21 protein-coding genes are annotated in these 21,285 nt (G+C 63.5%); 11 read left to right on the top strand and 10 right to left on the bottom strand.

The window, feature by feature from the left end; translation table 11 throughout:
- Positions 1-112 precede the first annotated feature (112 nt).
- From E0473_RS01905 to miaA, 6 genes are all read right to left on the bottom strand, one after another.
- On the bottom strand, positions 113-1,534 hold the full coding sequence (locus E0473_RS01905; protein WP_137679163.1) for a hypothetical protein: 1,422 nt from the start codon (positions 1,532-1,534) through the stop codon (positions 113-115).
- Positions 1,531-2,682: a glycosyltransferase gene (locus tag E0473_RS01910; RefSeq protein WP_137679164.1), complete on the bottom strand. Its 1,152-nt coding sequence runs from the start codon at positions 2,680-2,682 to the stop codon at positions 1,531-1,533. The genes E0473_RS01905 and E0473_RS01910 overlap by 4 nt, the downstream gene beginning before the upstream one ends.
- 48 nt (positions 2,683-2,730) lie before the next feature.
- A complete protein-coding gene (gene ilvC, locus E0473_RS01915; RefSeq protein WP_137679165.1) occupies positions 2,731-3,750 on the bottom strand; it encodes a ketol-acid reductoisomerase in 1,020 nt (339 codons plus the stop codon).
- Positions 3,751-3,892: 142 nt separating this feature from the next.
- Entirely contained in the window at positions 3,893-4,408 is a 516-nt protein-coding gene (gene ilvN, locus E0473_RS01920) for an acetolactate synthase small subunit (RefSeq protein WP_137679166.1), read from the bottom strand.
- Positions 4,409-4,422: 14 nt separating this feature from the next.
- On the bottom strand, positions 4,423-6,165 hold the full coding sequence (gene ilvB, locus E0473_RS01925; protein ID WP_137679167.1) for a biosynthetic-type acetolactate synthase large subunit: 1,743 nt from the start codon (positions 6,163-6,165) through the stop codon (positions 4,423-4,425).
- 116 nt (positions 6,166-6,281) lie between these two features.
- A complete protein-coding gene (miaA, locus tag E0473_RS01930; RefSeq protein ID WP_137679168.1) occupies positions 6,282-7,241 on the bottom strand; it encodes a tRNA (adenosine(37)-N6)-dimethylallyltransferase MiaA in 960 nt (319 codons plus the stop codon).
- Between miaA and serB the strand changes: the two genes are divergently transcribed.
- A complete protein-coding gene (serB, locus tag E0473_RS01935) occupies positions 7,234-8,118 on the top strand; it encodes a phosphoserine phosphatase SerB (RefSeq protein ID WP_137679169.1) in 885 nt (294 codons plus the stop codon). The genes miaA and serB overlap by 8 nt on opposite strands.
- A gap of 1 nt (position 8,119) precedes the next feature.
- Here serB and E0473_RS01940 read toward each other — a convergent pair whose 3' ends face one another.
- The 3 genes from E0473_RS01940 to purL form a co-directional block, all read right to left on the bottom strand.
- Entirely contained in the window at positions 8,120-8,737 is a 618-nt protein-coding gene (locus E0473_RS01940; protein WP_137679170.1) for a twin-arginine translocation pathway signal protein, read from the bottom strand.
- Positions 8,738-8,820: 83 nt separating this feature from the next.
- Entirely contained in the window at positions 8,821-9,387 is a 567-nt protein-coding gene (locus E0473_RS01945) for a DUF1993 domain-containing protein (protein ID WP_137679171.1), read from the bottom strand.
- 5 nt (positions 9,388-9,392) lie between these two features.
- On the bottom strand, positions 9,393-11,627 hold the full coding sequence (gene purL, locus E0473_RS01950) for a phosphoribosylformylglycinamidine synthase subunit PurL (RefSeq protein WP_137679172.1): 2,235 nt from the start codon (positions 11,625-11,627) through the stop codon (positions 9,393-9,395).
- An 86-nt stretch (positions 11,628-11,713) separates the two neighbouring features.
- Here purL and E0473_RS01955 point away from each other — a divergent pair, with 86 nt between their 5' ends.
- From E0473_RS01955 to E0473_RS02000, 10 genes are all read left to right on the top strand, one after another.
- The gene (locus E0473_RS01955; protein ID WP_137679173.1) at positions 11,714-11,962 is read left to right on the top strand and encodes an exodeoxyribonuclease VII small subunit; all 249 of its coding nucleotides are present in this window, start codon (positions 11,714-11,716) and stop codon (positions 11,960-11,962) included.
- A gap of 14 nt (positions 11,963-11,976) precedes the next feature.
- Positions 11,977-12,882, top strand: coding sequence for a polyprenyl synthetase family protein (locus E0473_RS01960; protein ID WP_137679174.1), 906 nt, complete (start codon positions 11,977-11,979; stop codon positions 12,880-12,882).
- A complete protein-coding gene (coaD, locus tag E0473_RS01965; protein WP_137679175.1) occupies positions 12,879-13,394 on the top strand; it encodes a pantetheine-phosphate adenylyltransferase in 516 nt (171 codons plus the stop codon). The genes E0473_RS01960 and coaD overlap by 4 nt, the downstream gene beginning before the upstream one ends.
- A gap of 91 nt (positions 13,395-13,485) precedes the next feature.
- Entirely contained in the window at positions 13,486-14,196 is a 711-nt protein-coding gene (locus E0473_RS01970) for a peptidylprolyl isomerase (RefSeq protein WP_137679176.1), read from the top strand.
- Positions 14,197-14,223: 27 nt separating this feature from the next.
- Positions 14,224-15,273, top strand: coding sequence for a tRNA preQ1(34) S-adenosylmethionine ribosyltransferase-isomerase QueA (gene queA / locus E0473_RS01975; protein WP_137679177.1), 1,050 nt, complete (start codon positions 14,224-14,226; stop codon positions 15,271-15,273).
- A 58-nt stretch (positions 15,274-15,331) separates the two neighbouring features.
- Positions 15,332-16,282: an ABC transporter ATP-binding protein gene (locus E0473_RS01980; protein WP_137679178.1), complete on the top strand. Its 951-nt coding sequence runs from the start codon at positions 15,332-15,334 to the stop codon at positions 16,280-16,282.
- Positions 16,279-17,049 (top strand): ABC transporter permease, encoded by a 771-nt coding sequence (locus E0473_RS01985; RefSeq protein ID WP_137679179.1) that lies wholly within the window; start codon positions 16,279-16,281, stop codon positions 17,047-17,049. Before E0473_RS01980 ends, E0473_RS01985 begins: the two co-directional genes overlap by 4 nt.
- 18 nt (positions 17,050-17,067) lie before the next feature.
- Positions 17,068-18,024 (top strand): DUF481 domain-containing protein, encoded by a 957-nt coding sequence (locus E0473_RS01990; protein WP_338325084.1) that lies wholly within the window; start codon positions 17,068-17,070, stop codon positions 18,022-18,024.
- 43 nt (positions 18,025-18,067) lie between these two features.
- Complete coding sequence (gene tgt, locus E0473_RS01995) at positions 18,068-19,198, top strand: tRNA guanosine(34) transglycosylase Tgt (RefSeq protein WP_137679181.1); 1,131 nt, start codon at positions 18,068-18,070, stop codon at positions 19,196-19,198.
- Between the two features lie 67 nt (positions 19,199-19,265).
- Positions 19,266-20,516, top strand: a complete 1,251-nt coding sequence (locus E0473_RS02000) for a cation:proton antiporter (protein ID WP_137679182.1) — start codon at positions 19,266-19,268, stop codon at positions 20,514-20,516.
- 88 nt (positions 20,517-20,604) lie between these two features.
- Here the strand turns inward: E0473_RS02000 and rpsD are convergent, their stop codons facing one another.
- Positions 20,605-21,219 carry a 30S ribosomal protein S4 gene (gene rpsD / locus E0473_RS02005; protein ID WP_137679183.1) on the bottom strand — a complete coding sequence of 205 codons (615 nt, stop codon included), beginning with the start codon at positions 21,217-21,219 and terminating at the stop codon, positions 20,605-20,607.
- Positions 21,220-21,285 lie beyond the last annotated feature (66 nt).

Consider the following 21,285-nt stretch of genomic DNA (forward strand, 5'->3'; position numbering starts at 1 on the left):
TTGATGTAGCAAAATTGAGGGTTGTCGAGATTCAATGTGAAGGTAGCGCTGCGCATTGTCCACTGCGAACTTGCGAATAGGTCGCATTCGTGAATGAACAGGCAGCCGCGGGTCAGTCGCGGCGGCGGTAGACGAGACGGTAGCGGTCGGACCCGGTCTTGAGGCGAAGGGCCAGCTTGTAATGCGCGGCCAGCTCGCGCTGAACGATCGCACGGGTAACGCGGTTGCCGCGATTGTACGCGGGAAGGTCAGTCACCACGGCATCGGGGCGCGCCGCGAAGATGCGTTCGACTTCCCTTCGGCTGTCCACCCCGAGCGCATCGGCCTCGTTGGCCATATTGAGCGAGCCGGGGAAGGCGAACGGTGATGGCAGACAGCTTCCCGAGAGACGGTAAAGCGCGGGAAAGCCATCGTGGACATAAAGGCAGTTCGGCACTTCGCCGATGGCTTCGACCATCGCCAAGGCTTCGGCCCGGCCTCCCTTCGTCTCCTCATAATGATGAAGGAGGTATTGCCCGGCTACGACGCCAAGAACGAGCATGGCGGCACCAAGCTTGCGCCAGCGCTCGAACGCAGGCGCCAGAACAACGAACAGCGGCGCGAACAGCGGAATGAAATAGTGTGGGCTATACGCACCGACGATCAGAATCGCGGCCAGCGCAACAGCCAGCCATTGCCATTCGAAACGCCGCAAGCGCAGGTCTTCACGCCGGATGGTGGCCAGCAGCAGGATGAGGGGCAGCAGCAGGATCGCCATGCTTCCAAGCAGGTCTTCACCCATCACCGAAAGCTCATCAGGGACGCGCAGGAATTGTGACTGGAAGTTGGCGAACACGAAGGCATCGAGCGCTCCGAGCTGAGCGTAAAGTGCCATTGCCACCAGCGTAGGAAGGAAGGCAACCAGCGCCCATAGCGCCGCTGCCCCGAGCACTCGCGACGAAGACCAGCCTCGCCGATGGCCAAGCGCCATCAGCCAAAGACCGAAGAACAGGCCCTCAAGGCCGACAGTGTACTTGAGCTGTATTGCCAGACCGATCAGCCCCATCGCCAGCGCGCCATCGCGCAGCAATCTGTGACCGCAACGCTGAACCAGAAAAGCCGCGCCCACCACCAGCGGGGTATAAAGCACCGAAGCTTGCGTGCCTTCGCCCTGGGCGAGGTTGAGCCAGATAACGTAAGCCAGCCCACCCATAATTGCAGGCACGCCGCTCGCTCCGCCGTGCAAAGCCATGCGGCGGATCAGCTCGGCAGCGGCAACTGCCGCCACAAGGCCTCCGATCTGGCTGGTAAGCAAGCCATCGCCGCCGAACAGCCCGCCAATCCAAGCAAAGGCGGCAAACATCGAAAATAGGCCGATGGGCTTGCGATCCCAGATATCGACGTAAGGCAGCACACCATCCAACATCCGCTCGCCCACCAGCAGGTAATACTGCTCGTCGAACTCGATCACCGGATTGCCGAAGGTCTGCGCGCGCAGGATCGCCGCCGCAATCGCAAGCCACACAACGGGCGGAACGCGGCGCACGGCGTTCACGTCTGCTTTTGATCGCGTGCAAGCGCGTCGAATAGGGAAAGATAGGCCTCTGCCGCGTTTGCGAGACGGTGCCCGCCGATCGCTTGCTCGATTGCATCTGCAGCGGGGAAGGGCAGTGCCGCACGCTTGCGCACCGCCTCGGCAAGCTGAGCAGGATCGTGCGCGGCAACCAGCGTGCCAAGCGCCGGATCGCCTACGACCAGTCCTTCAAGCCAAGCGGTGCAGGGTGTCGCGACGAAAGGCATTCCGGTCACCAGCGCCTCGCCGATCACCGCCGGGACGCCTTCATAGCGCGAGGTCATCAGCAGGATGTCTGCCTCGCGAAAGAACGGAGCGGGGTTCGCGACGTGGCCGTGCAGGGTGACGTGCTCGGCCAGTCCCAGCCGCGCGATCTCCTTGTGGACCTGCCGCTCCATCGCGCCGCCGCCGATCATGGTGAGCGTGAAGGGCTCGCCAAGATCGCGCACGCTCGCAGCGGTGGCGAGCGCGAGCAGCGGATTCTTCTGCGGTTCGAGCCTACCCACGAACAGCAGCGAAAGCGGCTTGCGCGGCTGTCCCAAGCGTGCAGTCACGGCCACATCGTCGTCAACAAAGGGGTCGGGGATGGCGAGTGTGCGGCTGGCGGGGACGAGCTGCGCCAGTTGCTCGCGCATACCGGGGGACATGGCTACCAGCCTGTCTACGCCGCCCGACCACCAGCCAGCCAAGGCGCGGGCCAGGGGGCCAGTTCCCAGACTGGCAGGAACCAGCGGATTGCTGACCTTGCCGACAATGGGCACCGCCGGCAGTGCCTGCTTGAGCGCCTTAGCCACGGCAAAATGGAAATTGCCGATCAGAAAAACGCCATCGGGCGAGAGCGCTTTGGCTGGTCCCGCCATCGCCGCACCGAGACGCATTCGCGAAAAGGTACTGCGCGGCACAGGCTCTGCCAGCACCTCGATCCCAACACCGCCCGGCACCTGCGCACGCATCGGCCCATCGCTCGCGCCCGCCAGCACGGTAACGCGCCGCCCGCGGCGGACCCATTCGCCCGCCAGACGAAAGGCGATCCGCTCCGTCCCGCCAAGCGAGAAGTCGTGGATCGGGATCAGGATGTGCCGTGCGCTCGTCTCGTCCATATCCCGCTCGAACACGAAAAAGCGCGCCATGGGAAGGCCATGGCGCGCTTTTTGCGATACCTAATTATGGGATCAGGCTCAGTTCTTTTCCTGATCGACCAGCTTGTTCTTGCCGATCCACGGCATCATCGCACGCAGCTTGGCACCGGTCTGCTCGATCGGGTGTGCCTCGGCAGCCTTTCGGCTCGCCTTCAGCTCGGGCTGGCCGGCACGGTTGTCGAGCACGAAGTTCTTCACGAAGCGGCCCGACTGGATGTCGGCGAGGACGCGCTTCATCTCGGCCTTGGTTTCTTCGGTGATGATGCGCGGGCCGGTCACGATGTCGCCATATTCGGCGGTGTTCGAGATCGAATAGCGCATGTTGGCAATGCCGCCTTCATAGAGCAGGTCGACGATCAGCTTGGTTTCGTGCAGGCACTCGAAATAGGCCATCTCGGGAGCATAGCCTGCTTCGGTAAGCGTCTCGAACCCGGCCTGGATGAGGTGGGTGATCCCGCCGCAAAGCACAGCCTGTTCGCCGAACAGGTCGGTTTCGCACTCTTCCTTGAAGTTGGTCTCGATGATGCCCGAGCGACCGCCGCCGACGCCCGAAGCATAGGCCAGCGCCACGTCATGCGCATTGCCCGAAGCGTCCTGATGGACCGCGATCAGGCATGGCACGCCGCCGCCCTTCTGGTATTCGCCGCGCACCGTGTGGCCGGGGCCCTTGGGCGCGATCATGATCACGTCGATATCGGTGGGCGCTTCGATCAGGCCGAAGTGAATGTTCAGGCCATGCGCGAAGGCGAGCGCGGCACCAGGCTTCATGTTGCCCTTGAGATCGTCCGCCCAGATCGCGGCCTGATGTTCGTCGGGTGCGAGGATCATGAGGATGTCGGCCCAGCCGGCAGCTTCGCTGTTCGACAGTACCTTGAACCCAGCGCCTTCAGCCTTCTTGGCCGAGGCCGAGCCGGGGCGCAGCGCGATGGCGACGTTCTTGCAGCCCGAATCGCGCAGGTTCTGCGCATGGGCGTGGCCTTGCGAACCATAGCCGAGGATGGCGATGTTCTTGTCAGCGATCAGGTTCAGGTCGCAATCGGCGTCGTAATAGACTTTCATCTCGTCTTTCCTGCTTATCTTATGGAGTCGCTCTGCGGGAAATGCGCGGAGCGCGCGACTCGGAAAAAGTGGCCCTAGCGGCAATGCCCCCCGTTCGGGAACGGGAAATGTAGTTACTTTGTAACGACCGGCGGTCGCGTGCTCAGACGCCTTCGCTACCGCGCATCATGCCGACGACGCCCGTGCGCCCTACCTCGACCAGCCCCAACTCGCGCATCAAAGCGATGAAGCTGTCGATCTTTTCGGGAGGCCCGGTGATCTCGAACACAAAACTCTCGGTGGTGGTGTCGACCGGCCGGGCGCGGAAAATATCGGCGAGGCGCAGCGCCTCGACCCGCTTCTCGCCTGTGCCCTGTACCTTCACCAGCGCCAGCTCACGTTCGACATGCGGGCCAGCTGCCGTAAGGTCGACGACCTTGTGGACGGGCACAAGCCGTTCGAGCTGCGCTTCGATCTGGTCGATCACCTGCGGCGGGCCGTTGGTAACGATGGTGATGCGGCTGATCGCATGGTCGTTCGTGATGTCGGCCACGGTCAGGCTGTCGATGTTGTATCCACGCGCTGTGAACAGACCGGCGATCTTGGCGAGAATACCCGCTTCGTTGTCGACCATGATGGCGAGCACGTGGCGCTCGGATTCGCGGTGATTGATTTTCATTGTCTACGCGCCTCTTAGACCAGAGCCTTGGCTTCGTCTGCCATGGTGCCGGCCACCATGTCGCCATAGAGCAGCATTTCGGTGTGTGCCGCGCCGCTCGGGATCATCGGGAAACAGTTGGCTTCCTTCGATACGAGGCAGTCGACCATCACCGGGCCATCGTGCTCCAGCATGGCCTTGATCCCGGCGTCGAGTTCACTTTCGTCATGAATGCGAATACCCTTCCAGCCATAGGCCTCGGCCAGCGCGACGAAATCGGGCAGGCTGTCGGAATAGCTATTCGAATAGCGGCTCTCATAGGTCAGTTCCTGCCACTGGCGAACCATGCCCATGTACTCGTTGTTGAGGATGAACACCTTGATCGGCAGGCGGAACTGGCTGGCCGTGCCCATCTCCTGAATGTTCATCTGGATCGAGGCTTCGCCCGCGATGTCGATCACGAGGCTATCGGGATTGCCGAGCTGCGCGCCGATAGCGGCAGGCATCCCATAGCCCATGGTGCCAAGCCCGCCCGAGGTGAGCCACTTGTTAGGCCCCTGAAAGCCGAAGTACTGCGCGGCCCACATCTGATGCTGGCCGACCTCGGTGGTGATGATCGGGTCCTGTTCCTTGGTAAGAGCATAGAGCCGCTCGACCGCGAGCTGCGGCATGATCTCGTCAGCCTTGGCCGGGTAGGACAGGCTTTCGCGCGCTTTCCAACCGGTGATGCGCGCCTGCCATTCGGCAAGGTCCGCACCCTTGCGGTTGCCCCAGGCTGCGATCAGCTGTTCGAGTACGTGCGCGCAGTCACCCACGATCCCGAGATCGACTGGCACGATCTTGTTGATGCTGGCCCGGTCGATATCGATGTGGATTTTCTTCGAACCCGGCGAGAACGCATCGAGACGGCCGGTCACCCGATCATCGAAGCGCGCGCCGATGTTTATCATGACGTCGCACTGGTTCATCGCCATGTTGGCTTCATAAGTGCCGTGCATACCGAGCATCCCGAGCCAGTCGGCATGTTCGGCGGGGAACGCGCCAAGGCCCATCAGCGTCGAGGTAACCGGAGCGCCGGTGAGCGCCTGAAACTCACGCAGCAGCTCGGTAGCGCGTGGGCCAGAGTTGATCACGCCTCCGCCCGTGTAGAACACCGGCTTTTCCGCATTGGCGATCAGGTCGATGGCCTCGGCAATCTCGTCCGCCGGGGCGACCAGTTGCGGATTATAGCGCTTCGGGCGCTGCGGCGCGGTATCTTCAAGGCGCGCGGTGGCGATCTGGACGTTCTTGGGGATGTCGATCACGACCGGGCCGGGGCGACCGGTGGTGGCGATCTCGAAAGCTTCATCGACTGCGGCTGCAAGCTGCTCCGGGTCTTTCACCAGATAGTTGTGCTTGGTGCAGTGGCGGGTCAGGCCGATGGTGTCGGCCTCCTGAAACGCATCAGTGCCGATCAGATTGGTCGGAACCTGCCCGGTGATGACGACCAGCGGGATGGAATCGAGGAAGGCATCGGCAATGCCGGTAATCGCGTTGGTCGCGCCGGGGCCGGAGGTAACCAGAACAACGCCGGGCTTGCCGGTGCTGCGGGCATAGCCTTCGGCCGCATGGGCCGCGCCCGCTTCGTGGCGGACCAGAATGTGGCGAATACGATTATCGGCGAATAGCTCGTCGTAGATCGGGAGCACGGCGCCGCCGGGATAGCCGAACACATATTCGACCCCATGCCGCACCAATGTCTCGACCAGTATCGCAGCGCCACTGCGTTCGTCTGCCACGTGAAATTCCTTTCTCGCTTCGTGAAATGATTGGCCCGGCATGATCGCTCATACCGGGCCGTTCCTCTCCGAATTCCTGATGCGGCTCTATGAGACACGAAATGTCATGTCAACCTTTATATAGGCAATAACATTTCAAAATCGGAGGCTAGGTCGATATTTTCGGGCAAAGCGCGCTTCCAATCGTCCGGCAGCTGATTGCGGAGCCAAGTATATTGCCGCTTGGCATATTGCCGGGTGGCGCGCTGGCCATTGGCAATTGCCTCGGCCACAGAAGCGCGACCGCGCAGCACCTCGCCCAGTTCGGGCACACCAATCGCGCGCATGACGGGCAGGTTCTCCTCGAGCCCGCGAGCATAGAGCGCCTCAACTTCCTCGAGCGCACCGGCCTTGACCATCGCGGCAAAGCGCCGATCGCACCGGTCGAACAGTGCCTCGCGCTCAGGCAGCAGGACCAGCGGAGCGAGCGTGACCTGATCTGCAATGCCGCCTTCCAGGTGCCGCTGCCATTCGAGCATCGAACGCCCGGTCGAACGCACGACTTCGAGCGCCCGGGCCACGCGCTGGCTGTCGCCAGCGTTGAGCTGAGCTGCCCGGGCCGGGTCTTCGGCTTGCAGGGCGGCATAGGCCTCGGCCAAGGGCAGGGCGCGCACAGTCTCGCGCACGATGGGGTCGATTGCGGGGATCGGAGCGATCCCTTCCAGCAGGGTGCGAATATACAGCCCGGTTCCGCCCACAAGGATCGGCACCGCGTCCGCCTCGTGCGCCGCGAAGACCTCGCGCTTGGCGGCCTCGGCCCAGTCCGCCGCCGAGCAGGCTTGCGCCCCGTCCCATGCGCCGAACAGCAGATGTGGCACACCCTGCATCTCGGCCTCGGTCGGGCGGGCACTAACGATCGAAAGATCGGCATAGACCTGCGCGCTGTCGGCATTGATCACGCGGGCTTCCCGGCCACGCTCCTGCAAGGCCAGTGCAAGCCTGACGGCGAGATCGCTCTTGCCGCTGGCGGTCGGCCCTGCAATGAGCGCCAGGACGTTTCTTGGCGCGTTATCCGTTGGAGTTTCCCGAGTGCTCATTGCCCGCCTGATAGCAGACCCCGCGAAGCTGCAAACCAGCCTCGACGCCGCGCTTGCCGAATTGAAGGCGAAGGGCTTGCCGGCCGCCTGCGCCGAATTGCTCGACGCCAATTCGCGGGTGTTGCAGATCGAATGCCCGGGCGACGACATGGCCACCCTGCGCGCAGTCATCGACAGCCACTTCGGCCCCACCGACGGTCTGATCGCGCGCGACGAGATCGCCGTGCCGCACCTGTTCGTGTCCGACATGGATTCGACCATGATCGGGCAGGAATGCATCGACGAACTGGCGGACTTTGCTGGGCTCAAGGAGAAAATTGCCGACATCACCGAGCGCGCGATGCAGGGCGAACTCGATTTCCGCAGCGCCCTGCGCGAACGTGTCGGGCTGCTGGCTGGCCTCGATGAGGCCGCGATCCAGCAGTGCCTGGATGAGCGCATCCGCCCCAACGACGGCGCGCGGGTGCTGGTCGAGACGCTCAAGTCGCGCGGCTGTCGGTCCGCGCTTGTGACCGGCGGTTTCCACCACTTCGCTGATGTCGTGGCGGATCAGATCGGCTTCGAACGTGTGGTCGGCAATCGGCTCGAGGTGGCAGATGGCAAGCTCACTGGCGCGCTGGTCGGCGACATCTGCGACAGCTCGACCAAGCAGGCGGTCCTCGAAGAGGAACTGGCGAAGCTGGGCGAGGGCGCGATCAGCATGGCCGCTGGCGACGGTGCGAACGACATCCCGATGCTCGAAGCGAGCGCCTACGGCATCGCCTATCGCGCCAAGCCCAAGGCCCGCGCCGCCGCCAATGGCTGGGTGGAGCAGGGCGACCTGACCGCCTTGCTTGAGCTGCTCGAAATCCCGCGCGAGGAGTGGGTCGGGGGCTAGGTCAGCTTCCCGCTGCTTCGGTCATAACGTCCCACTCGCCCCAGGCGATCTCTCGCCCCGGATAGGCGACCTTGGCGAACGGCCAATCGCGCGCCACCCAGCTGCGCACCCAGCGATAAAGCACGGCGTCGAACCCGGCATCGTATTGCGCTTTCGTTCCCCACAGCGACACCACCGCGTCGTAATCGGAAACAGGGCTGGGGCGGACGTAGACGCTGCCCAGTTCGTGCTGGCCGTCTGGCGTCAACACGCCATAGGCAAAGCTTTCTCGATTGGCGAAGCGGGCCGCCTCTGTCTCCATATCGACCATCGAATCGGCCAGCGTGAGATCGGCGCGAGGCCATCCGGTGCTGCGCGTGAAGGTCTGCTGCAGGTGCTCGATCGACGACATGTAGGCCGCATAATCCTGCTTGACCACATCGGGGCCGAGAGGAACGAGCTTGAAGCCTTGCGCGTCGACCAAGGTCGGCGGCTCGAAGTCAGCCGGAATGAAGGAAGGGGCAGGGCTGGCGGCGACTTCGTCAACGACCGGCTCGCCGGCAAAACCGGCTGTGGCAATGCACAGGCCGAGCGCTGAAAGCGAGAGGCGCAGGCCATTTTTCACGTGCGTGTGCCGCATAAGACCGCCCTCATGATATTACCAATGCCGGCAAAGATAATATCATGAGTCCAGCAAGTCGCAAGCCGGAACGCGCCCGTCGCTCAGGCTGTCGGCATGGTGCCAGGCCGCACATACTGGAACATATGCGCGACATAGTCGGCCTTGCCGAGATCGACGCCGCCCGCGCGCATGATCGCATAGGCGATCATGATGTGAAAATAGAACTGTCCCAACGCCCAGTCGCGCGCATATTGCGCGGCGGTCAGGTCGAAAACGATGCCCATCGGCAGCGCATGTTCGAGCTTACGGTCCTCATCGCCAGCAGGCATATCCTCGGCAAGCTTGCGCACCTCGGTCAATACCTGATCGATCCGTGCACGCGCATCGGCAATGGTGCCGGGCTGCTCGCCTGCATTGCGTCCTTCTGTCAGAAGTTCGTCGACCAGCGGCGGGAGATCCTCCTCGCGCAGACGATGCATCCCTTCAAGCGCCTGCACGCAGGAGAAGCGAACCTGGGTCGCCAGCGGGAACATATCGTCGGCCAGCCGCTTCGATAGCAGCGCCTCGGCCTCTGCCTCGGGCAGTTGCTCGGCCGCCTTGCTCAGCCAGGCCGACAAAGCCCCGAGCATCTGAAGATAGGTCGGCGCGAGGATGTTGGTCAGGTGCATGGCGCTCAGGCCTCCATCCAGTCTTTGAAGAAGGCCTTGTGCGTGTTGCGCAGCTCCTCCACCTCAACGCCGAACAGCGACGAGCCGCCCACGGTGCCGATCCGCCTGAGGCCGCTCGACGCCGTCTCATCGTCGCGGGTCCCCTTGGCGATTTGTGCCTGGAAGGCCTCATTATCGGGCACGGTGACGATGTAACGACCCTGATCTTCGCCGAACCACCAGCGGGCCGGATCGTAATCGGGGTGGTTCACCGTTTCCGCGCCAAGCCCGCTCTGCATAGCCATTTCGGCAAGCGCCACGGCCATGCCGCCATCGGACACGTCGTGCACCGCATTCACGAGGCCAGCTTCGATCAGCTCGCGGATGAATTCGCCGGAGTTCTTCTCCAACGTCAGGTCGACATGCGGCGCGCGGCCTTCCTCGCGGCCATGGATGATCCGCAGCCACAGCGATTGGCCGACCAGGCTGCGCTCGGGGTTCGGCGTCGCCCATGGCTCTGCGCCCATAACGTAGATCGCATCACCTTCCTGCTTGAACGGCGCGGTCATCATCGTCGCGTAGTCGTCAATTAGGCCGACGCCGCCGATGGCGGGGGTGGGCAGGATCGCCGAGCCGCCGCCGGTCGCCTTGCTCTCGTTATAAAGCGAGACATTGCCGCTCACGATCGGGAAATCGAGCACACGGCAGGCTTCGCCCATGCCATCGAGCGCGTGGACCAGCTGGGCCATGATTTCGGGCCGCTGCGGGTTCGCGAAGTTCAGGCAATTGGTCACCGCCAGCGGGCGCGCGCCTACCGCGCACAGGTTGCGATAGGCTTCGGCGATCGCTTGCTTGCCGCCCTCGAACGGGTCGGCATAGACATAGCGCGGGGTGCAATCGGTGCTGATCGCCAGCGCCTTCTTCGTGCCGTGGACGCGCACCACACCGGCATCGCCGCCGGTCTGCAAGGTGTCCGCGCCGACCTGGCTGTCGTACTGCTCGGAAATCCAGCTGCGGCTGGCGAGATCAGGGCTGCCGATCAGCTTAAGCAGGTCGCCGCCGATATCGGTGCCGCCGGGAACATTCTCCAGTGGCTTCGTGCCCGCCCAGGCGCGGTATTCCTCGCGGGTGAGATAGGGCCGGTCATACAGCGGCGCATCGGCCGCGAGCGGGCCGAGCGGAATGTCGCAGACCACCTCACCGTCGAATTCGAGCACCATGTGTTGGGTGTCGGTCACTTCGCCGATTACGGCAAAGTCCAGCTCCCACTTGCGGAAGATTTCCTCGGCCATGGCCTCCTTGCCGGGCTTCAGGACCATGAGCATCCGCTCCTGGCTTTCGCTCAGCATCATCTCGTAGGGCGTCATCCCCTCTTCGCGGCAAGGCACCATGTTCATGTCGAGCCGGATGCCGGCCTTGCCGTTGGTGGCCATTTCCACCGACGACGAGGTCAGGCCCGCCGCGCCCATGTCCTGAATAGCGACGATGGCGTCGGTGGCCATCAGTTCGAGACAGGCCTCGATCAGTAGCTTCTCGGTGAAGGGATCGCCCACCTGCACCGTGGGGCGCTTGGCCTCGGCGTCTTCGCCGAAGTCGGCGCTAGCCATGGTCGCGCCGTGGATGCCGTCGCGCCCGGTCTTCGAGCCGACATAGACGATGGGGTTACCCACACCCGTCGCCGCGCTGTAGAAGATCTTGTCCGCATCGGCGACGCCCACGGTCATCGCGTTGACAAGAATGTTGCCATCGTAGGCCGGATGGAAGTTTGTCTCGCCCGCAACGGTCGGCACGCCGACGCAGTTGCCGTAGCCGCCGATGCCCGCGACCACGCCTTGCACCAGATGCTTCATCTTCGGATGCTCGGGACGCCCGAAGCGCAGCGCATTGGCGTTCGCCACCGGGCGCGCGCCCATCGTGAAGACGTCGCGCAGGATGCCGCCCACGCCCGTCGCCGCGCCCTGATAGGGCTCGATGTACGAGGGGTGGTTGTGGCTCTCCATCTTGAAGATCGCCGCCTGACCATCGCCAATGTCGATCACGCCGGCATTCTCGCCGGGGCCACAGATCACCCAGGGCGCCTCGGTCGGCAGCTTCTTCAGATGCAGTCGTGATGACTTGTAGCTGCAATGTTCGGACCACATGACCGAGAAAATGCCAAGCTCGACCATGTTCGGCTCGCGGCCCAGCGCATTCAGCACGCGCTCGTATTCCTCGGGGCTGAGGCCGTGCGCCTCGACGACATCAGGGGTAATTTCGCTCATGGGCAGCGCCAATAACGCTGGCTGCGGGGGAGCGCCAGTCCTCGCGCGCTTGACCATGCCACTCATCCCCGCCAAACGTGGCTGCCATGGCGGAAAACCCTGCACAAATGGCCGATCTGAGCTTCGAAGACGCCTTGCGCTCGCTCGAAGACGTGGTGCGCAAGCTTGAAGGCGGCGAAGTGCCGCTCGACGAATCACTGGCGCTGTATGAGCGCGGCGAGGCGCTGCGTCGCCACTGCCAGAAGCGGCTCGATGCGGCGCAGGAACGGATCGAGAAGATCGTTGCCTCAGCCGACGGCACGCCGACCGGCACTGCGCCGTTCGACGCTGGTTGAGGGAGCACAGGGGGATGGGGCTCATCTTGGCTGATGATTTGCTTGGACGCGGGCTGGCGCAGGTCCAGCGCGAGATCGACAATGCGTTCGACGCTATTCTTCCGGTGCCCGAGGATTCGCGTGCCCGCCTGATCGAGGCCATGCGCTATGCCGTGATCGGTGGCGGCAAGCGGGTGCGCCCGTTGCTGGTGGTCACCGTGGCCGAAATGTACGGTGCGAACCGCAATGCCGCAATTCGCGCCGCCTGCGCGCTCGAAGCGATTCACGTCTATTCGCTGATCCACGACGATCTGCCCTGCATGGACGATGACGACCTGCGCCACGGCAAGCCGACCGTTCACAAGGCCTTCGACGAAGCGACTGCCGTCCTCGCGGGCGACTCGCTTCACGCGCTGGCTTTCGAATTGCTCGCCGACGAACGGGTGAGTGCTGATCCTTTTGTCCGCGCCGAGCTGGTGCTCACGCTTGCCACGGCCAGCGGGCACAAAGGCATGGCAGGCGGCCAGATGATGGACCTCGCCGCCGAGAGCGAAGAGTTCGACCTGCATACCGTCACCCGGCTCCAGCAATTGAAGACTGGCGCGCTGCTGATGGCGGCGGTGGAGATGGGCGCGATCCTCGGCAAGCTGCCCGACGAGGGGCGCAATCACCTGCGCAACTATGCCCGCGACATCGGCCTCGCGTTCCAGATCGCCGACGATCTGCTCGATCACGAGGGCGACGAGGAGCTGGCCGGCAAGGCGCTGAGGAAAGACGAAGGGCAGGGCAAGGCCACCTTTGTCTCGCTCATGGGTGCCGAGGCCGCCCGCGCGCAGGCCCACGCCTTGAGCGAACAGGCCATCGGTCATCTGGCGCAGCACGGCGAGGAGGCAGACCTGTTGCGCGCACTTGCCAGTTTCGTGGTGGAGCGCGACCGATGAGCGTTCCCCGCATCGGTCTTTACCCCGGCACTTTCGATCCCGTCACGCTCGGGCATTCCGACATCATCCGGCGCGGCTCAAAGCTGGTCGACAAGCTGATTATCGGCGTCACCACCAATCCTTCGAAAAATCCCATGTTCACGCCTGAAGAGCGGATGGACATGGTAGTCGCCGAAGTCGCGCGGCTGGGGCTCGAAAACGTCGAGGTGGTCGGCTTCGATGCGCTGCTGATGAAATTCGCCGAAGCTCAGGGCGCCAGCGTGATCGTGCGCGGCCTGCGCGCGGTGGCCGATTTCGAATATGAATATCAGATGGCTGGCATGAACCAGCAACTCAATGCCAATATCGAGACGGTCTTCCTGATGGCCGACATCTCGTTGCAGCCGATTGCCTCCAAGCTGGTGAAGGAAATCGCCCTCTATGGCGGCGATATCGCCCCCTTTGTCGCGCCGCATGTTTGCAAGCTGGTCGCTGCACGAGTAGCCGAGCTGGGCCTGCGCGGCGATCTTTGACCACAACCGCACACGCAATGTTCATTGAACTGTCAGCGTGCTTTGACTAGGCCCGCCGCTCATCTGCCATGCGCATAACCGGACTATCTTCATGATCCGCACTCTGATTGGCGCCGCCATCGCCGCCACCCTCTCGTTCACCGCCGCGCCGTCGCTGGCGCAGGATACTTCGCTGTCGCCCGCTCTGGAGACAACGCAGGAGGCGAATTCTCAGGCGGAGCAAATGCCGATCAAGGTCAACTTCGACCTGACCCAAGATCGCGACAATATCCTCCTGCTCGATCTTTCTACCGGCGAACGGGTCGCGATCCGTCTGATGCCGCAATGGGCGCCGCACCATGTCGAGCGGGTCAAGGAACTGGCCCGCGCCGGTTTTTACGACGGGGTGATCTTCCACCGCGTGATCGACGGCTTCATGGCGCAGACCGGTGACCCGACCGGCACCGGCCGGGGCGGCTCCGAGCTGCCCGACCTCAAGGCCGAGTTCAACATGCTGCCCCACGTTCGCGGCACCGTCTCGATGGCGCGCTCGGCCACCGAAGACAGCGCCAACAGCCAGTTCTTCATCGTGTTCTACCCGCGCTTCGCGCTCGACCGGACTTACACCAATTTCGGCCGCGTGATTTCGAACATGACCGCCGTGGATGAGATCGAGCGGGGCGAGCCGCCGACCAACCCCACGCGCATCCTGCAAGCGAGCATCGCTTCGGACAACAAGCCGCAGGCCATGCCCGCGCCCGCCGCTCCGGCGCAGCAGCAGCAAGTCACGCGCGACATGCTCAACAACTCGCAGAGCGATTGATCCCAGCCTGGCTGAAGGGGGCGCGCCGTGCGCGTTGACCTGTTCGATTTCGACCTCCCGCCCGAGCGGATAGCGCTGCGTCCGGCGCGCCCGCGCGACGCGGCGCGGATGCTGGTGGTGAAAGAGGGCGAACCGCTTGCCGATGCGGGCGTGCGCGACCTGCCCAGCCTGCTCGCACCGGGCGACGTGCTGGTCTTCAACGATACCCGCGTGATCCCTGCCCAGCTTGAAGGGCGGCGCGGTGAGGCACGGATCGGGGCGACGCTCCACAAGCGGCTCGACCTCAGGCGCTGGCAGGCCTTTATCCGCAATGCCAAGCGGCTGCGCGAGGGCGACGTGATCGACTTCGGCGCGGAAGTTGTCGCCGCGGCAGAGACGCGCCATGCCGATGGCTCGTTCACGCTCGCCTTCGCGGGCGAGGAGCCGGTCGAACTGCTGCTCGAGCGTGCGGGCACCATGCCTCTGCCGCCCTATATCGCGCAAAAGCGCGGCACCGACGAGGCCGACCGCTCGGACTATCAGACAATGTTTGCCCGCGAGGATGGCGCGGTTGCCGCCCCCACCGCCTCGCTCCATTTCACCGACGCACTGGTTGCCGCCCTCGACGCGGCGGGGATCGCCCGCGAGACACTAACTCTGCACGTAGGGGCAGGGACCTTCCTGCCGGTGAAGGCCGAGGACACTGCCGAGCATAAGATGCACTCCGAATGGGGCCGCATCGATGCCGCCACGGCCGCGCGGCTCAACGAAGCACGCGCGGCGGGCGGCCGACTGATCGCGGTCGGCACCACCAGCCTGCGCCTGCTCGAAAGCGCTGCGGGCGAAGACGGCCAGATCCGCGAGTTCGCAGGCGATACCGACATCTTCATCACGCCCGGCTACAGGTTCCGCGCGGTCGACGGGCTGATGACCAACTTCCACCTGCCCAAGTCCACTCTGTTCATGCTGGTCAGCGCGCTGATGGGCCGCGAGACAATGCAGGCGGCCTATGCCCATGCCATCGCCGCTGAATACCGCTTCTATTCCTATGGCGACTCTTCGCTGCTGTTACCGCGCAAGGCTACGGCCAGCGAATAAAATACCACTCGATACAGAAAAGCTTGTAAAACCCGGCCCGCGCGCCACATTGCCGCGCATGAGCGAACCGATTCTCGAAATCCGCGGGCTGGAAAAGACCTATAAGGGCGGCACCAAGGCACTGGCCGGCGTCGACCTGACGATCAACAAAGGCGAGATTTTCGCTCTGCTGGGGCCGAACGGTGCTGGCAAGACAACGCTGATCGGGGCGGTTTGTGGCTTGGTGAACCCCACCGGCGGCTCGATCCACGCCTTCGGGCAGGACACCGCGAAAAGCTGGCGCGAAGCGCGGCGCAAGATCGGGCTGGTGCCGCAGGAGCTCAGCTTCGACATGTTCGACAAGGTGATCCGGCAGGTGCGCTACTCGCGCGGCATGTTCGGTTGCCCGCCGGATGAAGCGCGGATCGAACAAGTGCTGCGCTCGCTTAGCCTGTGGGACAAACGCGATGCCGCCATTCGCGAGCTTTCGGGCGGGATGAAGCGCCGGGTGATGATCGCCAAGGCGCTCGCTCACGATCCCGAACTGCTGTTCCTCGACGAGCCGACCGCCGGGGTCGACGTCGAACTGCGCCGCGATATGTGGCGGCAGATCGATGCGCTGCGCGCAGCGGGCGTCACCATCATCCTCACCACGCACTACATCGAAGAGGCCGAGGAGATGGCCGACCGCGTGGGCGTCATCAACAAGGGGCGTATCCTTCTGGTCGACGACAAGGACGCAATCATGGCCAAGCTCGGCCGCACCGAGGCACACTTTACACTGGCCGAGCCGCTGGCAAAAATTCCCGCCGACTTCTTAGACTACCCGATCACGCTGGAAGATGGCGGCACCCATCTGATCTATCGCGGCGGCGACGGCACCGGCAAGGGCAAGCGCGAAGTGGCCGAGCTGGCGCAGCGTCTGCCCGGTCTTGGCATTGCCTATACCGGCCTCGAAACGCGCGAGAGCACGCTGGAGGATATCTTCGTCGATCTTGTCGAACAGGGCGCGCAGGAGCAGGCGGCATGATGAACTGGCGCGGCGCAATCGCCATCCTCAAGCACGAACTGGCGCGCTTCTTCCGGACCGCCTTCGGTTCGATCCTGTCACCGGTGCTGACCACCTCGCTTTATATCGTGGTGTTCGGCGCCGCCATTGGCGGCCAGATGGACCCGAGCCAGTTCGGCGGGGCCAGCTATGGCGCGTTCATCGTACCGGGGCTGATCATGCTCACGCTGCTATCGGAAAGCACCAGCAACGCAAGCTTCGGCATATACATGCCCAAGTTCACCGGGGCGATTTACGAGCTTCTGTCTGCCCCAGTTGGCGTAGCCGAAACGATCTTGGGATTCGTTGGCGCAGCGGTGCTCAAGTCGCTGATCATTTCAGCGATCATCTTGGTAACTGCGCGGATCTTCGTCGATTACGAGATCGCCCATCCGCTGTTGGCGGTGGGCTATGTGGTGATGGTGGCTGCATCGTTCGCGCTGTTCGGTTTCATCATCGGGCTATGGGCCGACGGGTTCGAGAAGCTACAGATCGTGCCGCTGCTGATCCTGATGCCGCTCACTTTCCTCGGCGGCACGTTCTACTCGGTGCAGATGCTGGCGGAACCTTGGTCCACGGTCGCCCAGTTCAACCCGATCTTCTACCTCATCAACGGCCTTCGCTGGACCTTCACCGGCAGCGCCGACGTGCCCATCGGCGTGGCATTCGGCTTCACGCTGGCATTCCTCGTGCTGTGCGTGGCAGTCATCGCATGGATCTTCCGGACAGGCTGGTGCTTGCGCGAATGATTGGCTAGCGAAATGGGCATGACCCGTGTTCGCCTGATCGCCCCAGCCATCGCGCTTGCAACTTCCGCCGCCGCCAGCCCAGCCTTGGCGGAGCTTCCCGAGCCTGTCCGCGCCATGATCGATGCGGCGATCGAAACCGGCGATCCGGGCAAGGTCGCGGCGGTGATCGAGATTGCCCGGTCCACCAATCCCGAGTCTGCGCACGAGCTCGACACGCTGCAAGAGGCCTTCAACGAGGATCGCGCCGAGGCCGAACGCATCGCCGCCGCCGAAGAGGAAAGGCGTATCCGCGAAGCCGGGCTGCTGGCGAACTGGAGCGGTCAAGGGCAGATCGGCGCGTTCCAGTCCTCGGGCAATACCGAGAGCATCGGCCTGACAGCAGCGCTGTCGCTCACCAGAAAGGGCCTCGACTGGACGCACAAGATGAAGGTGGCGGCCGATTACCAGCGCACCGATGGCGAAACCTCGCGCAAACAATGGCTGGCTAGCTACGAACCGCGCTATCAATTTTCCGAGCGCGCATTCACTTACGGCCTCGCCCAATACGAGAGCAACCGCTTCCAGGGCTACACCGGGCGCTATGCGCTTTCGGGCGGGCTGGGCTGGAAGCTCGTCGAGCAGAGCGACGTGAACCTTTCGATCAAGCTCGGCCCGGCCTATCGCCGCACCGAATTCGTGGATGGCACGACGGACAACAACCTGGCCGCCCTGTTCGGCCTCGATTTCGACTGGCAGCTCGCCGACAAGGTCAAGCTGACCAACGACACCAGCGCCACTGCCGAGGGTGGCGGGCAGGCCTTGGTGTTCGTAGACTCTGAGAATATCAGCCTTTCGGCGCTCACCGGACTGGAGGCGAAGCTCAATTCGTCGCTGTCGACCCGGCTGACCTATTCGGTCGAGTACAACAGCGATCCGCCCGCAGGCTCGGTGAAGACCGATACTCTCGCGCGCTTTACGCTGGTGTACGGATTTTAGGTTCTGACTTGCCTCACACGGCTGCCAAGCTAACGAGCCGAAGATGACAGCACCGCGTTTCCAGTTTTCGATCCGTGCCACCGACGGCAAGGCCCGCACCGGCACCATCGCCATGCGTCGCGGCGAAATCCGCACGCCTGCCTTCATGCCGGTGGGCACTGCGGCCACGGTGAAGGCGATGAAGCCCGAAACCGTGCGCTCGATCGGGGCCGACATCATTCTCGGCAACACCTATCACCTGATGCTGCGCCCCGGTGCCGAGCGTGTCGCACGGTTGGGCGGGCTGCACCGTTTCATGCGCTGGGACCGGCCGATCCTTACCGACAGCGGCGGCTATCAGGTGATGAGCCTCGCCTCGCTGCGCAAGCTGACCGAGGAAGGCGTCACCTTCCAGAGCCATATCGACGGCTCGCGCCACATGCTCAGCCCCGAGCGCAGTATGGAGATCCAGCGATTGCTCGGCTCCGACATCGTGATGTGCTTCGATGAATGCCCGCGGGCCGACCGCCCGCTCAAGGAAATCGAGGCGAGCATGGAGCTGTCGATGCGCTGGGCGAAGCGCAGCCGTGATGCCTTCGATGCTGGCGGCGACCATGCGGCGAATTCGGCCCTGTTCGGCATTCAGCAGGGCGCGCTCGACGAAGGGCTGCGTGTTCGCTCGGCGGAAGCTCTGCGGGAGATCGGCTTCGACGGCTATGCCATCGGCGGCTTGGCGGTGGGCGAGGGGCAGGAGGCGATGTTCGCCACGCTCGACTTCGCGCCGGGACAACTGCCGCAAGACGCACCGCGCTATCTGATGGGCGTGGGCAAGCCCGACGATCTAGTCGGCGCGGTGGAACGCGGGATCGACATGTTCGACTGCGTTCTGCCGACGCGTTCCGGCCGCAACGGGCAGGGCTTTACCTGGAGTGGGCCGGTCAACCTGCGCAACGCCCGCCATGCCGAAGACACCGCGCCGCTAGACGAGCGCTGCTCTTGCGACACCTGCCAGAACTACAGCCGCGCCTATCTGCACCACCTACACAAGTCGGGCGAAATTCTCGGCGCGATGCTGCTGACCGAACACAACCTCGCATTTTATCAGCAACTGATGCAGGCGATGCGCGATGCGATTGGCGAGCGGCGTTTCGCCGCCTTTGCCGCCGATTTTCGCCGGGATTACCTCGGCACCTGAGCACAGCGCTTTGACCAGCAAAAACCCGTGTGGCGAAACAACCTTTGCCGGGGTTCGTTAGTCGCTCATGGACACCGCTTTCTTTGACCTTGCGCCCTATCATGTGCTGCTCGCCGGTTGCGGTATCGTCATTGTCGCTGCCTACTGGTTGCCGCGCCTGTTTTCGGGGCGAGAGCCTGCTGCCTCGGGGCTGTTGATCCTTGGCGGCATGGCAGTGTTCGGCGTCATGCCGGGAGTGCCCGACGCGTTCAGCCCCATCGAGCGGCCCGTGTTCTGGGAAATGGCGGCCGAGATGGCGGTGATCATTGCGCTGTTCGGCACCGGCATCAGGATCGATGCGATCCGGCCTCTGGCCAAGTGGGGCAACACGACGCGAATGCTGGCAGTTGCCATGCCGCTGTGTATCCTCGCCGTCACGCTTGGCGGGTGGCTTATCGGAATGACGCTTGCAGGCGCGGTGCTTCTCGCCGCTGTGCTCGCGCCCACCGATCCGGTATTGGCCGCCGATGTCCAGGTTGGGCCGCCGCTCGAAGGCGGCGAACATCCTGTTCGCTTTGCCCTTACCGCCGAAGCAGGGTTAAATGACGGGCTGGCCTTTCCGTTCGTCTATCTGGGCATCTTCATGGTGGCGGCGAGCGGCAGCTGGGGCATGGAGTGGTTCGGCCTCTATCTCGTCTACAAGATCGCCATTGGCGTGCTGATCGGCGTCGCGGCGGGGTTTGTGCTCGGGCGCGTGTTGTTCCGTTTCCCACGCGACAATGTTCTGGCCGACACGTCATCCGGCCTTATCGCCCTGGCAGGCGTGCTGCTCACCTATGGATTGTGCGAAATAGCCGAGGGTTACGGTTTTATCGCCGCCTTCGTGATGGGCCTCACGCTGCGGCAGATCGAGAGCGAGCACGAATATCACGCGCGGCTGCACGGCTTCTCGCAGGCGCTCGAACATGCGATCACCGCGGTCTTGCTCGTGCTGCTTGGCGGCGCTTTGCCGGGATTGTTACCCTATCTTGAGTGGAGCCACGCCGCACTCGCCCTGGCGCTGATTTTCCTGATCCGGCCCGCCAGCGGGATGCTGGCGCTTCTCGGCAGCTCGATGACAATACGTGAGCGGGCAGTCGTTTCGTTCTACGGCGTGCGCGGGGTAGGGTCGATTTATTACCTTGCTTATGCAGGCGGCAAGCTTGATCTGGCGGACGAAGGCCCCCTTTGGGCCACGGTCGGCTTTACCATTCTGGTATCCACCATCGTTCATGGCTTCACCGCTGGCGCGAACGTCGATTGGGTAACGAGGAAGAGTGGTGAAGCCGCCGAAGGCTAGGTTCGGCTGCCTGCGCTAATCACCCGAACAAACGAAAAGGGCGGCCCCGAAGGACCGCCCTTTGCATTGTCGGCATAAGCCGCCGGACTTAGCGCGAGTAGAACTCGACGACCAGGTTCGGCTCCATCTGCACCGGGTAGGGCACTTCATCCAGCGTCGGCACGCGGTTGAAGGTCACTTTGTCGGTGCCATCGGGAACGACATATTCGGGAATTTCACGCTCGGGCAGGCTCTGCGCCTCGATCACCAGCGCCATTTCCTTGGCCTTGTCACCCAGCGAGATCACGTCGCCCACGTCGATGCGACGGCTGGCGATGTTGCACTTCACGCCGTTGACCTTGATGTGGCCGTGCGAAACGATCTGACGGGCCGCGAAGATCGTCGGCGCGAACTTGGCGCGATAAACGATCATGTCGAGACGACGCTCGAGCAGGCCGATCAGGTTCTGGCTAGCGTCGCCCTTCATCGCGGCAGCCTGCTTGTAGGTACTACGGAACTGCTTTTCCGTCACATCGCCGTAGTAGCCCTTGAGCTTCTGCTTGGCGCGCAGCTGCAGGCCATAGTCGCTCATCTTGCCCTTACGGCGCTGACCGTGCTGGCCCGGGCCATACGAACGCTTGTTGACCGGCGAATTCGGACGACCCCAGATGTTTTCGCCCATCCGGCGGTCGAGTTTGTGCTTGGCGCTGGTGCGCTTCGTCATCAGACGTATCCTTCAATTTGCTATCGCGGCCCCAGTGGCAGCGCTTAAACCCGGTATCGCACCGTC

This window comes from Aurantiacibacter suaedae, from assembly GCF_005434915.1.
GTDB lineage: Bacteria > Pseudomonadota > Alphaproteobacteria > Sphingomonadales > Sphingomonadaceae > Alteraurantiacibacter > Alteraurantiacibacter suaedae.

Excerpts from the sequence above, each read along its gene's own strand:
- E0473_RS01910 (WP_137679164.1), bottom strand. The coding sequence starts at position 2,682 with ATGGCGCGCTTTTTCGTGTTCGAGCGGGATATGGACGAGACGAGCGCA.
- ilvC (WP_137679165.1), bottom strand. The coding sequence starts at position 3,750 with ATGAAAGTCTATTACGACGCCGATTGCGACCTGAACCTGATCGCTGAC.
- ilvN (WP_137679166.1), bottom strand. The coding sequence starts at position 4,408 with ATGAAAATCAATCACCGCGAATCCGAGCGCCACGTGCTCGCCATCATG.
- miaA (WP_137679168.1), bottom strand. The coding sequence starts at position 7,241 with ATGAGCACTCGGGAAACTCCAACGGATAACGCGCCAAGAAACGTCCTG.
- E0473_RS01940 (WP_137679170.1), bottom strand. The coding sequence starts at position 8,737 with ATGCGGCACACGCACGTGAAAAATGGCCTGCGCCTCTCGCTTTCAGCG.
- E0473_RS01945 (WP_137679171.1), bottom strand. The coding sequence starts at position 9,387 with ATGCACCTGACCAACATCCTCGCGCCGACCTATCTTCAGATGCTCGGG.
- purL (WP_137679172.1), bottom strand. The coding sequence starts at position 11,627 with ATGAGCGAAATTACCCCTGATGTCGTCGAGGCGCACGGCCTCAGCCCC.
- E0473_RS01955 (WP_137679173.1), top strand. The coding sequence starts at position 11,714 with ATGGCGGAAAACCCTGCACAAATGGCCGATCTGAGCTTCGAAGACGCC.
- E0473_RS01960 (WP_137679174.1), top strand. The coding sequence starts at position 11,977 with ATGGGGCTCATCTTGGCTGATGATTTGCTTGGACGCGGGCTGGCGCAG.
- coaD (WP_137679175.1), top strand. The coding sequence starts at position 12,879 with ATGAGCGTTCCCCGCATCGGTCTTTACCCCGGCACTTTCGATCCCGTC.
- E0473_RS01970 (WP_137679176.1), top strand. The coding sequence starts at position 13,486 with ATGATCCGCACTCTGATTGGCGCCGCCATCGCCGCCACCCTCTCGTTC.
- E0473_RS01980 (WP_137679178.1), top strand. The coding sequence starts at position 15,332 with ATGAGCGAACCGATTCTCGAAATCCGCGGGCTGGAAAAGACCTATAAG.
- E0473_RS01985 (WP_137679179.1), top strand. The coding sequence starts at position 16,279 with ATGATGAACTGGCGCGGCGCAATCGCCATCCTCAAGCACGAACTGGCG.
- E0473_RS01990 (WP_338325084.1), top strand. The coding sequence starts at position 17,068 with ATGACCCGTGTTCGCCTGATCGCCCCAGCCATCGCGCTTGCAACTTCC.
- tgt (WP_137679181.1), top strand. The coding sequence starts at position 18,068 with ATGACAGCACCGCGTTTCCAGTTTTCGATCCGTGCCACCGACGGCAAG.
- E0473_RS02000 (WP_137679182.1), top strand. The coding sequence starts at position 19,266 with ATGGACACCGCTTTCTTTGACCTTGCGCCCTATCATGTGCTGCTCGCC.
- rpsD (WP_137679183.1), bottom strand. The coding sequence starts at position 21,219 with ATGACGAAGCGCACCAGCGCCAAGCACAAACTCGACCGCCGGATGGGC.